Annotated in this window: 15 protein-coding genes; 6 read left to right on the top strand and 9 right to left on the bottom strand. The window is 70.9% G+C overall.

Annotated features, from left to right (window positions below):
- Positions 1-24 precede the first annotated feature (24 nt).
- The 4 genes from EDD92_RS39705 to EDD92_RS39690 form a co-directional block, all read right to left on the bottom strand.
- Positions 25-399, bottom strand: coding sequence for a hypothetical protein (locus tag EDD92_RS39705; RefSeq protein ID WP_123968764.1), 375 nt, complete (start codon positions 397-399; stop codon positions 25-27).
- Between the two features lie 75 nt (positions 400-474).
- Positions 475-1167, bottom strand: a complete 693-nt coding sequence (locus EDD92_RS39700; RefSeq protein ID WP_123968763.1) for an endonuclease V — start codon at positions 1165-1167, stop codon at positions 475-477.
- Positions 1168-1273: 106 nt separating this feature from the next.
- The gene (locus EDD92_RS39695) at positions 1274-1606 is read right to left on the bottom strand and encodes a plasmid stabilization protein (RefSeq protein ID WP_123968762.1); all 333 of its coding nucleotides are present in this window, start codon (positions 1604-1606) and stop codon (positions 1274-1276) included.
- Positions 1607-1662: 56 nt separating this feature from the next.
- Positions 1663-2766: a WD40/YVTN/BNR-like repeat-containing protein gene (locus tag EDD92_RS39690; RefSeq protein WP_399184967.1), complete on the bottom strand. Its 1104-nt coding sequence runs from the start codon at positions 2764-2766 to the stop codon at positions 1663-1665.
- A 223-nt stretch (positions 2767-2989) separates the two neighbouring features.
- On the opposite strand from EDD92_RS39690, the gene EDD92_RS39685 reads away from it, so the two are divergent.
- Positions 2990-3406 (top strand): SsgA family sporulation/cell division regulator, encoded by a 417-nt coding sequence (locus EDD92_RS39685; RefSeq protein WP_115910400.1) that lies wholly within the window; start codon positions 2990-2992, stop codon positions 3404-3406.
- A gap of 239 nt (positions 3407-3645) precedes the next feature.
- Here EDD92_RS39685 and EDD92_RS39680 read toward each other — a convergent pair whose 3' ends face one another.
- Positions 3646-4317 carry a GPP34 family phosphoprotein gene (locus tag EDD92_RS39680; RefSeq protein WP_123968760.1) on the bottom strand — a complete coding sequence of 224 codons (672 nt, stop codon included), beginning with the start codon at positions 4315-4317 and terminating at the stop codon, positions 3646-3648.
- 313 nt (positions 4318-4630) lie between these two features.
- On the opposite strand from EDD92_RS39680, the gene EDD92_RS39675 reads away from it, so the two are divergent.
- The 3 genes from EDD92_RS39675 to EDD92_RS39665 all read left to right on the top strand — a co-directional run bounded on the left by EDD92_RS39675 (position 4631) and on the right by EDD92_RS39665 (position 8352).
- On the top strand, positions 4631-6244 hold the full coding sequence (locus EDD92_RS39675) for an ABC-F family ATP-binding cassette domain-containing protein (protein ID WP_123970754.1): 1614 nt from the start codon (positions 4631-4633) through the stop codon (positions 6242-6244).
- 137 nt (positions 6245-6381) lie between these two features.
- The gene (ddaH, locus tag EDD92_RS39670; protein ID WP_123968759.1) at positions 6382-7158 is read left to right on the top strand and encodes a dimethylargininase; all 777 of its coding nucleotides are present in this window, start codon (positions 6382-6384) and stop codon (positions 7156-7158) included.
- A gap of 216 nt (positions 7159-7374) precedes the next feature.
- Positions 7375-8352 (top strand): acyl-ACP desaturase, encoded by a 978-nt coding sequence (locus tag EDD92_RS39665; protein ID WP_123968758.1) that lies wholly within the window; start codon positions 7375-7377, stop codon positions 8350-8352.
- Positions 8353-8413: 61 nt separating this feature from the next.
- Here the strand turns inward: EDD92_RS39665 and EDD92_RS39660 are convergent, their stop codons facing one another.
- Positions 8414-8659 carry a WhiB family transcriptional regulator gene (locus EDD92_RS39660; RefSeq protein WP_030936300.1) on the bottom strand — a complete coding sequence of 82 codons (246 nt, stop codon included), beginning with the start codon at positions 8657-8659 and terminating at the stop codon, positions 8414-8416.
- A 216-nt stretch (positions 8660-8875) separates the two neighbouring features.
- Between EDD92_RS39660 and EDD92_RS39655 the strand changes: the two genes are divergently transcribed.
- On the top strand, positions 8876-9661 hold the full coding sequence (locus tag EDD92_RS39655; protein WP_030936302.1) for a VOC family protein: 786 nt from the start codon (positions 8876-8878) through the stop codon (positions 9659-9661).
- Between the two features lie 21 nt (positions 9662-9682).
- On the opposite strand, the gene EDD92_RS39650 is transcribed toward EDD92_RS39655, so the two are convergent.
- Positions 9683-10360: an ANTAR domain-containing protein gene (locus EDD92_RS39650; protein ID WP_123968757.1), complete on the bottom strand. Its 678-nt coding sequence runs from the start codon at positions 10358-10360 to the stop codon at positions 9683-9685.
- A 130-nt stretch (positions 10361-10490) separates the two neighbouring features.
- On the opposite strand from EDD92_RS39650, the gene EDD92_RS39645 reads away from it, so the two are divergent.
- Positions 10491-10841: a winged helix-turn-helix domain-containing protein gene (locus EDD92_RS39645; protein ID WP_123968756.1), complete on the top strand. Its 351-nt coding sequence runs from the start codon at positions 10491-10493 to the stop codon at positions 10839-10841.
- Positions 10842-10992: 151 nt separating this feature from the next.
- On the opposite strand, the gene EDD92_RS39640 is transcribed toward EDD92_RS39645, so the two are convergent.
- On the bottom strand, positions 10993-12030 hold the full coding sequence (locus EDD92_RS39640; RefSeq protein ID WP_123968755.1) for a LacI family DNA-binding transcriptional regulator: 1038 nt from the start codon (positions 12028-12030) through the stop codon (positions 10993-10995).
- Positions 12031-12149: 119 nt separating this feature from the next.
- The gene (locus EDD92_RS39635; protein ID WP_123968754.1) at positions 12150-13097 is read right to left on the bottom strand and encodes a multicopper oxidase domain-containing protein; all 948 of its coding nucleotides are present in this window, start codon (positions 13095-13097) and stop codon (positions 12150-12152) included.
- Positions 13098-13122: the final 25 nt, after the last annotated feature.

Genomic DNA, 13122 nt, shown 5'->3' with positions numbered 1-13122 from the left:
GGGTACTCAGTCCGGGTACTCAGCTCACCCGTCGAGCGGCAGGGGCGGCCGGTCGCCCAGCGCATCCGCGATCCGGTCCCGTACAGCGGGGTCGGGCTCGACGATGGCGAGCTGCCAGGCAAGGGGGCCGATCTGCCACCCCGCGTGCTGGTCGAAGAACGGCGGAGGTCCGGCCTCGTTGTGGGCGACCTTGCCGACCAGCTCGGCGAGGCGGAAGAGGATCCGTTGCTCCTGCGCGCACTGCTCCTCGGCCGCCGAGCCTCGGCGGACCAGCTCGAACACCTCACGTCCGCGGCTCCACCGGTCCCGGTCCGCCGCGAGCTCCAGAGCCCTCTCGATCTCAGGCGTCCGCCCGTGCCCGTCGGCCGCCGCCCGCAGTACACGGCCCGCCCAGGTCATCGGGTCGGACTGCCGCTCGAACAGGGCGCGTCCCCACGGCCGGGCAGAATCCGCCGCCGCAGGATCGGCAAGTGGTCACCTCGGGGCGGCATCCCGCAACGCAGTTCGGCACAACGCATCCGCCCTGCGCGTCGTCTCCGGCAGCCGGTACTTCGGGGTCAGGGCCAGCGTGTGGGCGCAGGCGTTGGCGAGGTCCATGCGGTGGCCGACGGACACGAAGACCGGCTTGACCGCGTCGCGGGTGCGCAGAGCGCGGCCGACCTCCTCGGTGTCCGCGAGGAGCGGTGACGTGCTGCCGCGCGCGGCGCCCGGGTCGTCGTAGGCGAAGGTGAAGGGGTTCTTGGCGACGCCGATCGTGGGCAGGCCCGTCAGGACGCCGAGGTGGCTGGCGAGGCCGAAGCGGCGGGGGTGGGCCAGCCCGTAGCCGTCGCAGACGACCAGGCCGGGCGGGCACGCCAGGGCGTCCAGGGCGGCGAGGACCGTGGGGATCTCACGGAAGGCAAGCAGGCCGGGGACGTACGGGAAGGAGATGCGGCCCACCGCCGTTGCCTCCGCGACGACCTCCAGGGTCGCCGCGTCCAGAACGACCGCCGCGGCCGCGACGACGTCCCGCTCGTCGTCGTAGGCCACGTCGACGCCGGTGACATGGCCGGTGCCGGGCGGCGGTCCCGGCTCGTCGAGCACCACCTGTGTCCGCAGTTCGTCCTGTACGGCGCGGGCCTGTTCCTCGGTCGCGGGCCAGCCCGCGGGAATGCGTACGGTCGTCATGATGGGGACGAGCGTACGGCCCGTGAGCGGGCGGCGGACGTTCGACGCCGGGCGCAAGAACCCCCGCGACGGCGGCATGGTCCTCGCTGTCGCGGGGGACGAGAGCTCAGCCCTTCTTCGCGTTCAGCGCACGCTGCAGCTGCCCCTTGTTCATGTTCGAACGGCCCTCGATACCGCGCTGTTTGGCCTCGTTGTACAGCTGGTCGCGGGTGGGGCCCTGGGAGCCCTGGCCCGACCGCTGGCCACCGCGCTTGCCGGATGACATGTCCTTCGTGGAGCTGCGGCTGGCGGACTTGGACTCACCGGACCGGGCGCGCTCCTTGTTCACCGTCCGCGCCGCGATCTCCTTGGCGCGCCCGGTGCTCTCCCCCCGGTCCTGCGCGCTCTTCTTGATGTGCTCGTACTGGCGCTCACGCTTGGAGCTGGAACCTGCGGGCATCGTCGCTCACTCCTCTCGCAGTCAGCGCCCGAGTACCCGCATCCGAGTCCCATGCGTCATCGTTCCAGGCGAGCCACCCGTCCCTGCTCCCCCGCGGCCCAGCAGCCGAGATCCGGGGCGCAGTCCACGGTGTCGTACGAGCCCGTGTCGACCGTCCGCCAGGTGCGGCCGCCGTCGGTGGTCAGGTCGGTGCCGGTGGGGCCGACCGCGAGGGCGGCGGTGCGGCTGTGCGGGAGCCAGGCGGCGCCGGAGCGGTAGGCGGGCGGCGGGGTGGCGGCGGGCTGCCAGGTGCGGCCGCCGTCGAAGGTGCCGGCCGCCGCCTGCGGGGAGGTCTGGTCCGGGCGGTAGTCGCCGCCGACGGCGAGGCCGTGGGTGCGGTCGCGGAAGGCGAGCGCGAAGACGCCCTTCGCCGGGTCGCCGGCCGGGATCGGTGTGTCGGTGACCGTCCAGGTGAGCCCGCGGTCGGCGGAGTGCAGCACGCGCGCGCGTGCACCGCCGCCGGTGGCGAGCCAGACGTCCGAGGGGCCGGAGGCGACCAGGCACTGCCCGCTCGCCGCGAAGCCCGCCTCGCCGTCCAGCGCGGCCGGCATGCCGTCGCTGGGGAGCACCTTCCAGGAGCGGCCGCCGTCGCCGGTCGACAGGATGCGGAACCTGCCGTCGACCGGGTCGCTCATGGCGAGGCCGTGGCGGCGGTCGAAGAAGGTCAGGCAGTCGTAGAAGGCCTTGGTGTCGGTGTTGCGGAAGGACTCGGTCCAGGTCGTGCCGCCGTCGTCGGTGCGGTACACGCGGGAGGCCTCGCCCTCGCCGATGGCCAGCGCCACGGCACGGCGCGCGTCGAACGCCTCGACGTCCCGGAACTGCAGCTCGCCGGCGCCCGGTGGCGAGACGTTCCGCCAGCTCGCCCCGCCGTCGGTGGTGCGCAGCACGGTGCCGCCGGTTCCGGCCACCCAGGCGGTGTCCCGGCTGACGGCCGACAGCCCCCGGAAGCGCACGCCGGTCGCGCCGGTGTCCTTCAGTTCCCAGTGCGGCGCCCGGTGCCCGGGCTCCCGTGCCTGTGCGGGTACGGCGGTCAGGGCGGCCAGCGCCGCCGAGCACACCGCCCCTGCGGCCACTGTCCGAAACGTACGCCTCAGTCGTCGCGTGTTCCCCATACGCCTCATGGCGGGCGAAGCTAGCCGACGCCCCGGACTCCGTCCAGATGGCGGCTCCCGCCACAACTGCCCGTCGTGGCACGGGAAATGGACTGCGTCACTCCTGTGCATGAACGCGGTGACGCAGGTCACTCGAAATCGGTGTGCACGGATTGGCTGATTCCAGCGTCTCTAGCAGTGCCCCGCCCAATCCACCCGGAAGCCCGTCCAGACGTCACAAGGGAGCAAGGCGTTGTCCACCGTCATCGAACAACCCGTGGAGGCCCGCCTCGTCGCCGCCGCGCCGCGCATGCCGAGCATCCCGGCGAAGCTGCACTACGACCGCAGCGACCCGTTCGCGGTCCGTATGACCTTCCCGGCCCCGGCCACCCTGGAGGGCGTGGAGGTCTGCTGGACGTTCGCCCGCGACCTCCTCGCAGCCGGTCTGCACGAGCCCGAGGGCCACGGCGACGTGCGCGTGCGGCCGTACGGCTACGAGCGCACCGTCCTGGAGTTCCACGCCCCCGAGGGCACCGCCGTCGTGCACGTCCGCTCGCACGAGATACGCCGGTTCCTCGACGCCACGAGCGCGCTGGTGCCCGTGGGGCTGGAGCATCTCCAGCTCGATCTGGACCATGACCTGGCGGAGCTGATCCGGGACGCCTGCTGAGCGCTCCGCGGGTGGGGCGCGACAGGCGGTAGGTCGTGTGCGGGCACGTCGTGGCTGGTCGCGCCGACGCGGCGGAGCCGCAAATCGATACAGCCCCGCTCCCCTAAGGGTGCTCAGCGCGCCCCTGTACGTCCCCGCCTCCACCAGCTCCCGGGTGGCGCGGTGGACCAGGGGCGTCCAATCGAGAGTCGTCCGTCGAGCCGAGGGCCCAGGAGAGCCCCGCGCTGGTGTTGGCGACCTCAGTCGCCCGTCGCCGCGGCGACCGGCGTCAGCGACGCGGCCAGCGCCGTGTGCACCTCGGTGACGAGCTTCCGCAGCGCGGGCGCTGCCGCCCCACTGCGCTCGGTCAGCTCCGCCACGCGCACGTGGTGGCGTTGACGGTCCTTGCCCGGCACCAGCGTGGGCAGCTCCGCGGTCGCGGCGAGGGCGACGACGGCCGCGTCCCGCTCGGAGACCTCCGCCACCGGCACCGGGCCCTCCAGAACCTGCCGCGCCTCCGCACGCAGCGCGTCCACGAGGTCCGCCCGCGCCAGCACGTGCTCCACGCTCGGGAAGACTCCGAGCACCCGCTTCCGCTCCGCCCGCAGACAGCCCTGCGCCGTCAGTTGCTCCCGTACGGCATCGAGCGTCACGCGCGCGTGCAGCGTCACCCAGGTCTGCCAGCGGTGCGGCCGGGACTCGCGGACCAGTTCCAGGAGCCCGTCGAGGACGGCGTCCCCGGTGAGGGAGTCCATGTCGGCGGGCGTGGCGATGCCGTCGTCGTCGACGAGCAGACCGCGCTGGGCCAGTTCGGTGAGCGCGCCGGCCCGCACCAGGTGGTGGAGGCGGGCGGCGGCGGTGACCTCGGTGGTGTTCGTGTCCCAGGCCAGCAGGTAGAGCCGGGCGGGCAGTGAGAGCGGGCCGTTGGGCACGGAGACTCCTTCGTGCGGTGAGGGCGGGGATCACGTTAATCCGTTGACAGCCCGCCCACCGCTTCCTACGGTGTACAGCGGTTCTGTTGCCGTCGATTGGAGAAGGACGTTGCTCGTCTGAGGTCCTGAGACACCGTGTCACACACGTGAGGTGTGTGCGCTGCGTGCGACCTCGGCAGTCGAGCCGTCCCGACGGAGCAGGGCTTTTTTCGTGCCCCGGTCCCGTACTCCAGGGTTCTCCTCTCCCGCCGCTGGTCTCCGGTGTCTCGATACGCGTTTGCCCATGACCGCACCAAGCAACCGCGAGGCCCGCATGTCTACTTCCATCACTTGTACGTCCCTGTCCTTCACCTGGCCCGACGGCACCCCTGTCTTCGAGGGCCTCGATGTCTCCTTCGGTCCCGGCAGAACGGGGCTCGTCGGCGTCAACGGGTCCGGGAAATCGACCCTGTTGAAGCTGATCGGCGGTGAGCTCGCCCCGGCCGACGGCGCCGTACGCGTCGCGGGCGAGGTCGGCTACCTCCCGCAGAACGTCACGCTCGACACCCAGCTGCGCGTCGACAGGGCCCTCGGCATCGCCGCGCAGCGCGCCGCGCTGCACGCCATCGAGGCGGGCGACGTGGCCGAGGAGCACTTCGAGACGGTCGGCGACGACTGGGACGTGGAAGAACGCGCGCTCGCCACACTCGGCGAACTCGGCCTCGGACACATCGAGTTGGACCGCACCATCGGCGAGGTCTCGGGCGGCGAGTCGGTGCTGCTGCGGCTGGCCGCACTGCTGCTGCGCCGCCCGGACGTCCTGCTCCTGGACGAGCCGACCAACAACCTCGACCTGTACGCGCGCAGGCGGCTGTACGCGGCCGTCGAGTCCTGGCCGGGTGTGATGGTCGTGGTCAGCCACGACCGCGAACTCCTGGAACTGGTCGACCAGATCGCCGATCTGCGCTCCGGGGAGGTCACCTGGTTCGGCGGCAACTTCTCCGCGTACGAGGAGGCGCTCGCCACCGAGCAGGAGGCGGCCGAGCGGATGGTGCGGGTCGCGGAGGCCGACTTCAAAAGGCAGAAGCGTGAACTGGTCGACGCCCAGGTCAAGTTGGCCCGGCGCAAGCGATACGGGCAGAAGATGTGGGACCAGAAGCGCGAGCCGAAGATCGTCATGGGGGCGCGCAAGCGCGCGGCGCAGGAGTCCGCGGGCAAGCACCGCATCATGCACGAGGAGCGGCTCACCGAGGCGAAGGAAAAGCTCGACGAGGCGGTGGACGCCGTACGGGACGACGACGAGATCCGCGTCGACCTGCCGCACACGGCCGTCCCGCCGGGCCGCACCGTCCTGACCCTCATGGACCTGCAGCTCGCGTACGGCGCGCGCGTGGCCGGCGGTCTCGATCTGCGCGGCCCTGAGCGGGTGGCGCTGATCGGGCGCAACGGCGCGGGCAAGACGACGCTACTGCGGACGATCGCCGGGGAGCTGGCCCCGGTGGCGGGCGAGGCGCACGCGCACGTGCCGCTGCGTTTCCTGCCCCAGCGCCTCGACGTGCTCGACGACGAGCTGTCGGTCGCCGAGAACGTGGCCCGGTTCGCCCCGGCCGCCACCAACAACCGGGTCCGGGCGCGCCTTGCCCGCTTCCTGTTCCGGGGCGCCCGCGCCGACCAGAAGGCGGCCACCCTGTCCGGCGGCGAACGCTTCCGGGCGGCCCTGGCCGCTTTGATGCTGGCCGAGCCCGCACCGCAGCTGCTGATGCTCGACGAGCCGACGAACAACCTGGACATGGCGAGCGTGCGGCAGCTGACGTCGGCCCTGGAGTCGTACGAAGGGGCGCTGATCGTGGCCAGCCACGACCTGCCGTTCCTGGAGTCGATCGGGATCACCCGGTGGCTGCTGCTGGACGGCGAGCTGCAGGAGACGACGCCGGAGGCGATCGGATAGCTCCCGATTGCGCGTCTCAGGAGGGGCACAGCCTGGCAACGAGGGTTTTGCCGTCGTGGATCGGCGCTGCATGATGGCGGACCGGGCGTCGCGTCATGGGCGCCCGGTCTGCCGTCCCGCCGATTCGGAGTTCCGTCGTGCCCAGCAAGAAGGCCCTCGTCCGCCGCCCGAGCCCCCGCCTCGCCGAAGGGCTCGTGACGCACATCGAGCGGGAGAAGGTCGACTTCGATCTCGCTGTCGAGCAGTGGGAGGCGTACGTCGAGGCCCTGCGCGAGCACGGCTGGGAGACGGTCGAGGTGGACCCGGAGGACGACTGCCCGGACTCCGTGTTCGTCGAGGACACGGTCGTCATGTACAAGAACGTCGCGCTGATCACCCGGCCCGGCGCCGAGTCCCGGCGGGACGAGACGGCAGGCGTCGAGGAGGCCGTGGCGCGCCTGGGCTGCTCGGTGAACTGGATCTGGGAGCCGGGCACCCTGGACGGCGGCGACGTGCTGAAGATCGGCGACACGATCTACGTCGGCCGGGGCGGCCGCACCAACGCGGCCGGTGTCCAGCAGCTGCGGGCCGCCTTCGAGCCGCTGGGGGCGCGCGTCGTCGCCGTACCCGTGACCAAGGTGCTGCACCTGAAGTCGGCGGTCACGGCGCTGCCCGACGGGACGGTCATCGGGAACATCCCCAAGGTGGACCGGCCGTCGCTGTTCCCGCGCTTCCTGTCGGTGCCCGAGGAGTCGGGCTCGCACGTGGTGCTGCTGGGCGGCAGCAAGCTGCTGATGGCGGCGAGCGCGCCGAAGTCCGCGGAGCTGCTCGCCGATCTCGGTCACGATCCGGTCGTGGTGGACATCAGCGAGTTCGAGAAGCTGGAGGGCTGTGTGACTTGTCTCTCGGTGCGCCTCAGGGACCTGTACGCCTGATGGGTGAGCCGATCGCCCCTTCAGCCCTGGGACCTGCGGTCCTGGGTTCTTCCTGCAGTTGCTTGGAAGTCCTAGAAAACATGGTCTGATCAGGGATCTTTACACGGGACTTAACCTACGGCAACGTAACCTACGGTTTCGTAGCCTACGCTCACGTAGGTTCCGGCACCGCTCGCCGGTTTGTTCCGCTCAGGTCGTACGCCCCCTGGAGTTCCTATGACGATCACTTCCCCTCACCTCAGCAGCCCGTCCTCCGCCTGGACCGACGCACGGCTGCTGTACGCGCTGGAGGAAGTCGTCGAGACGGAACTCAACCGGCACCTGGGCGTCGCCAAGGACTGGATGCCGCACGAGTACGTGCCGTGGTCGGACGGCCGCAACTTCCCCGGTCTGTTCGAGGACGGCGAGGCCTGGGACAAGGAGCAGTCCAAGGTCACCGAGATCGGCCGGATCGCGCTGGTGGTGAACCTCCTCACCGAGGACAACCTGCCCAGCTACCACCACGAGATCGCCTCGCTGTTCGGCCGTGACGGCGCCTGGGGCACCTGGGTGCACCGCTGGACCGCCGAGGAGGGCCGGCACGGCATCGTGATGCGCGACTACCTGCTCGCCTCGCGCGCGGTGGACCCGGACAAGCTGGAAGCGTTCCGCATGGCCCACATGAGCGAGGGCTTCGAGTCGGACAACCGCCACTCGATGCTGCACTCGGTCGCCTACGTCGCCTTCCAGGAGCTCGCGACCCGTATCTCGCACCGCAACACCGGCCACCAGTCCGGCGACCCGGTCTGCGACCGCATGCTGGCGCGGATCGCGACCGACGAGAACCTCCACATGGTCTTCTACCGCAACCTCCTGAAGGCCGCCTTCGAGCTGGCTCCCGACCTGACCATGCAGGCGGTCCGGGACGTCGTGGTGAACTTCCGGATGCCCGGCCACGGCATGCCCGGCTTCGAGCGGTTCGCCGCCCAGATGGCGATCGGCGAGGTCTACAACCTGCGCATCCACCACGACGACGTGCTCCAGCCGGTCCTGCGCCACCTGAAGGTCCTGGAGATCGACGGCCTCGGCCCCGAGGGCCTCAAGGCCCAGGAGGAACTCGGCCTGTTCATGGGCGGGCTGGACGCGGAGGCCCTGAAGTTCGACGAGAAGCTCGCGGCACGCAAGGCACGCATGGCGGCGCGCGCCGCCGGCTGACGGCACACCCACCCGACTGCGGGCCATGACGCGGCCGGTACGCACACGCGTACCGGCCGCGTCAGTGTGTCCTCCGCCTGAGTTCCAGGCGTTCCTTCTCCGACAGGCCGCCCCAGACGCCGAAGCGTTCGTCGTTCTGCAGGGCGTACTCGAGGCAGGCCGGGCGCATCTCGCACATGCCGCAGATGCGCTTGGCCTCACGCACCGAGCTGCCCGGCTCGGGAAAGAAGAAGTCCGCCCCCGTCTGCGCGCACAGCGCCTGGGCCTGCCAGGCGGAGTCGGCCGGGGTGATGGTGTCGATGTGCATGGACGAGATCGTGCCGGGGGCCGAAAAACGTTCGATCAACGCGTCATCAACGCGGCCCGGCGGGACCCCCGGCCACCCTGATGGTGGCGCCCTGACACACCGCGGCGCACGGCGGCGCGCGGAAGGCGACGGGAAAGAGCGCTCCGGCAGCGATTGTCAGTGGGCGGTGCAAGACTCGGCAGTGCAGAGAACGGGACCCTTCCGAGGAGGGCGAAGATGCTCACCACCCGTTTCGTCAACGGCGCTCCCAACTGGATCGACGTCGGCACCTCCGACATCGACGGCGCCATCTCCTTCTACGGCGGCCTCTTCGGCTGGCGGTTCCAGTCGGCCGGGCCGGACGCCGGCGGATACGGCTTCTTCCAGCTGGACGGGAAGACCGCGGCAGGCGGTGTGCAGACCACGCCCGAGCAGGGCCCGCCGTCGTGGACCGTGTACTTCCAGAGCGGGAACGCCGAGGCCACCGCCAAGGCGGCCGAGCAGGCGCACGGCAGTGTGCTGATGCAGCCCATGGACGTGATGGGCGAGGGACACATGGCGATCCTCGCCGACAAGGCGGGCGTGCCCTTCGGCATCTGGCAGCCGGGCCGGACCAAGGGCGTGGACGTGGCGAACGAGACCGGCGCCCTGGCCTGGGTCGAGCTGTACACCCCGGACATCGCCGCGGCCGCCTGGTTCTACCACGAGACGCTCGGCCTGGAGACGGCGGCGGTGGACTTCCCGGGCGGCACTTACACCACCGTCAACCCCGCCGGGGGCGGCGAGGACTCCATGTTCGGCGGCATCGTCCCGCTCGCCGACGACCCGTCGGAGGACCGCGCGTACTGGCTGCCGTACTTCGAGGTCGCCGACACGGACGCCACGGTCGCCAGGGCGAGCGAGCTGGGCGGCGAGATCCGCGTCCCCGCCACCGACATCGAGGGCGTGGGCCGCTTCGCCAAGCTCGCCGACCCCTACGGCGCCCGCTTCGCGGTGATCAAGAGCGCACCGCCGCAGACATGAGGGAATGGCAACGCCGGACGGTCATGCCAGCGGGGCAGCCGCGCGCGCCTGGGCGACCGCGGCCGCCAGCTGCTGCTGCACGTCCTCGGGCAGCGGCGTGCCCTGAACGGTGCCGACGAGGTCCTCGGCCAGGCGGTGCAGCTTGGTGTTGGTGTTCTGGGAGGCCGTGACGAGCACGGTCCACGCCACCTCGGGACTCAGGCTGAAGGAGGCCATCAGGATGCCGCGGGCCAGATCTATGGAAGGCCGCGTCTGCATCGCCCTTCGCAGCTCGGCGACCTCCTTCCGCAGCTCTTGATCGACCGCATCAGGGGACTTCAGGCTGTCACCGGCGGTGTCCGGCTCGGCGCTCCCGGCCTCGGAGACAGGGTGCACGAACAACTCCCGGGCTCCGGTCAGCGCCAGCAGCCGGTCGACCGAAGGGCCGCTGGCGCAGATGGTGACTGTCTTGCCCTCGTCGAGCGCCTTCCGCCGCAGACCGAGCAGAAGGTTGAGACCGGAGCAGTCGCAGAAACCGATGGCGCTCAGGTCCAGGTCGATACCGCTCGCCGAGCTGTTCAGGGCCTCGTCCAGGCCGCGTTCGAGCTGTCGGCCGCCGTGGTCGAGCTCACCGCACACCCGGACGTACATGCGATCGCCGTCCGGCACGACGTCGATCGTCACCAGGCATGTCTGCGCGGACTGCGCAGGCTCCGACATGGCCTCTCTCCCTCGAGTGCTCGTCTACCTCCGCTCCCAGGTTCCCCTCTTCCGCCGCACACGTCAAGAAATACATGAAATCAGGTTCGTGCTTTTGAATGCGCGAATACTTACTCGCTACAGTTGGGACATGGATGGAGTGCCCGAGCCACACACTGGATGGACGTTCGTCACCAATCATGCGCGCGTACTGGCGGCCATCGCCGACAACCACAGCGCCCGGATCCGTGACATCGCCGCGCACTGCCGCCTCACCGAACGGGCCGTCCAGAAGATCATTTCCGACCTCGAACAAGCCGGCTACCTCTCCCACACCAGGGAGGGACGCACCAACACCTACCGGATCGATCCCAGCAAGGTCCTGCGCCATCCCGCCGAGGCAGGCCTGACCGTGGCATCACTGCTCTCCCTGCTCGTGCAGGCGGAGGCCGCCCGCTCCACCGGCTCCCCCGACGGCACACGGCCCCACGCCACGGCCTGACGGCGCCACCCCCCGGCTGAGCGGTGTCGGTGAAGTCCGCGCGGTACCGCACCCCGCAAGGGGCGCGGGCCATATCGATATGGGCTCCGGGGCGTGGGCGCGACCAGCCCCCAGCCGGCCCGCGCGCGGCGGAGGGGCATGTCGATACGGCTCAGGCCGAGGCCCGTCGCACCAGTGTCGTCGGCAGGACCACGCTGGACGGCGCGCCTGCGACGCCCTGGCCAGTGCCGCGGGGACCGAGGCGGCGCAGCAGCAGCCGGGCCATCAGCCGGCCCATCTCCTCGATGTCCTGACGGACCGTCGTCAGTGGCGGATCGGCCTGCTCGGCGACGGGCAGCATGTCGTCGAAGCCGATCACGGCGACGTCGTCGGGCACCCGCCGCCCGCGCTCACGCAGCACGCGCAGCGCACCCGCCGCGGTGAGGTCGTTGGCGGCGAACACGGCGTCCAGGTCGGGGCGGCGCTCGAGGAGTTCCCGCATCGCCCGCTCACCACCGGCCGGGGTGAAGTCGCTCTCGACGATGAGCCCCGGGTCGGCGTCGACCATGACGTCCCGGAAGCCGTCGAGCCGGTCCGCCGCGGACGTCTGGTCGAGGGGCCCGGTGATGTGCGCGATCCGGGTGCGGCCGAGCCCGACGAGATGGCGTACGGCTTCGCGGGCGCCGCCGCGGTTGTCGCTGTCGACGTACACCACCCCGCTGCGGCCGTCGCTCCAGCCGGGCCGCCCGCCGAACACGGTCGGCACGCCCGCGTGCTGGATCAGGCCGGGCAGCGGGTCGTCGAGGTGCAGGGAGAAGACGAGCGCGCCGTCCACATGGCCCCCGGCGAGGTAGCGGCCGACGCGGGCGTGGTCGTCGCGGCCCTCAGTGAGCAGCAGCACCAGCTGGCTGTCGTGTGCCGTCAACTCCTTGCTGATGCCCCTCAGTTGCAGCGCGAAGAAGGGGTCGGCGAAGACCCGGGTCTCCGGCTCGGCGATGACCACGGCCACGGCGTCGTGCCGCCTGGTCACGAGAGAGCGGGCGGCCTGGTTGGGCACGTATCCGAGTTCCTCCACCGCCCGCCGGACCCGTGCGACCAGGGGTTCCCTGACTCCGTCGCCGCCGTTCACCACGCGTGAGACGGTCGCCCGGGACACGCCCGCCCGGGCGGCCACGGCCTCCAGTGTGGGGCGCGGCGCTGTGTCGGTCACTTCGGGCTCCTGCTCCTGCTCGGCGGTTGCCGATCAGGATAGCTCCGGGCAAGCGGTGTCGTGAGAGCGCTCTCGGATCACCGGGATCCCTCGGATGCAGGAGTCGTCCGCCCATGACCTCAGTGTTCGTGCGGCTCGTACCCCGGAATCGTGCCGTCCGGCTTCTTCACCAGGAAGAGCCCGACCATGCCCATGTCGGAGTGGCTCTGGACATGGCAGTGGTACATCCACGCACCGGCGCCGACGCCCTCCCCCGCGAGCACCTGGAAGCCGAAGGAGTCCGCCGGCCCCACGATCTTGTTGTCGACGACCCGGCTGGGGTCGTCCGGGCCGGTCGGCATGCCTGTGCGGTTGTCGGCCCAGCGATGCCCGTGCAGATGGAACGTGTGGTAGTACTCGCCGTGCGTGATCATCACGAACTCGACCCGATCGCCCACCGTGGCCTCGAAGTTCGGCCCCGAGTGCGCCGGCTTGTTGTTGATCGTCATGTCGTTGAAGACGATCGTGTGCGTCCGGTCCGGCAGGACGTCTCCCTTGCGGCGCACGATCAGCGGGCCGTACAGGCCCTTGCGGATGCCTCCGGTGCCGTGTTCGGTGCCGACGACGTGGTCGTGGTAGTGCCAGTAGCCCGCGCTGCCCGCGCGCCAGGTGCCGTCGGAGCGGCGGCCGGGGGTGTGGGTGCGCCAGGTGTAGGTGCGGGTGCCGCCGGGTTCGACGTCGCTCCTGTTCAACTTCGTTCCGTCGCTGGAGACTTCGTAGTCCAGGCCGTGCACGTGCAGGCTTGCCGCCACGTCCATCGTGTTCTCGAACTCGATGTGCAGGGTGTCGCCCTCGTTGAGCTCGATGAGCGGCCCCGGGATCGTGGCCTTGCCCTTCTCCAAGCCGTAGCCCATCTGCCCGTCGGCGAGTTTCTCCGCGTACAGCCTGATGTGCTTGACCTCTCCCCCGGCCGGTGCGGTCCTGGCCGGCCCCGTGGCGCTGACGGCCTCGGGGGCCAGCGATAACGATGTCGCGACGGCCGCGCCGCCCAGCAGCACGCGCCGCCGGTTGAACCCGTGTCCGTCCATGCAGAACTCCCCACGTCGATACGGG

The sequence above is a fragment of the Streptomyces sp. TLI_185 genome (genome assembly GCF_003814765.1).
Taxonomy (GTDB): domain Bacteria; phylum Actinomycetota; class Actinomycetes; order Streptomycetales; family Streptomycetaceae; genus Streptomyces.
Note: the sequence above shows the minus strand (reverse complement) of the source record. Positions and strands in the feature narration are given on the sequence as shown.

What these genes read in the sequence shown, in the direction of transcription:
- EDD92_RS39705 (WP_123968764.1), bottom strand. Translation starts at nt 399, where the DNA reads ATGACCTGGGCGGGCCGTGTACTGCGGGCGGCGGCCGACGGGCACGGG.
- EDD92_RS39695 (WP_123968762.1), bottom strand. Translation starts at nt 1,606, where the DNA reads ATGCCCGCAGGTTCCAGCTCCAAGCGTGAGCGCCAGTACGAGCACATC.
- EDD92_RS39645 (WP_123968756.1), top strand. Translation starts at nt 10,491, where the DNA reads ATGGATGGAGTGCCCGAGCCACACACTGGATGGACGTTCGTCACCAAT.
- EDD92_RS39690 (WP_399184967.1), bottom strand. Translation starts at nt 2,766, where the DNA reads ATGAGGCGTATGGGGAACACGCGACGACTGAGGCGTACGTTTCGGACA.
- EDD92_RS39655 (WP_030936302.1), top strand. Translation starts at nt 8,876, where the DNA reads ATGCTCACCACCCGTTTCGTCAACGGCGCTCCCAACTGGATCGACGTC.
- EDD92_RS39665 (WP_123968758.1), top strand. Translation starts at nt 7,375, where the DNA reads ATGACGATCACTTCCCCTCACCTCAGCAGCCCGTCCTCCGCCTGGACC.
- EDD92_RS39660 (WP_030936300.1), bottom strand. Translation starts at nt 8,659, where the DNA reads ATGCACATCGACACCATCACCCCGGCCGACTCCGCCTGGCAGGCCCAG.
- EDD92_RS39700 (WP_123968763.1), bottom strand. Translation starts at nt 1,167, where the DNA reads ATGACGACCGTACGCATTCCCGCGGGCTGGCCCGCGACCGAGGAACAG.
- EDD92_RS39675 (WP_123970754.1), top strand. Translation starts at nt 4,631, where the DNA reads ATGTCTACTTCCATCACTTGTACGTCCCTGTCCTTCACCTGGCCCGAC.
- EDD92_RS39635 (WP_123968754.1), bottom strand. Translation starts at nt 13,097, where the DNA reads ATGGACGGACACGGGTTCAACCGGCGGCGCGTGCTGCTGGGCGGCGCG.
- EDD92_RS39650 (WP_123968757.1), bottom strand. Translation starts at nt 10,360, where the DNA reads ATGTCGGAGCCTGCGCAGTCCGCGCAGACATGCCTGGTGACGATCGAC.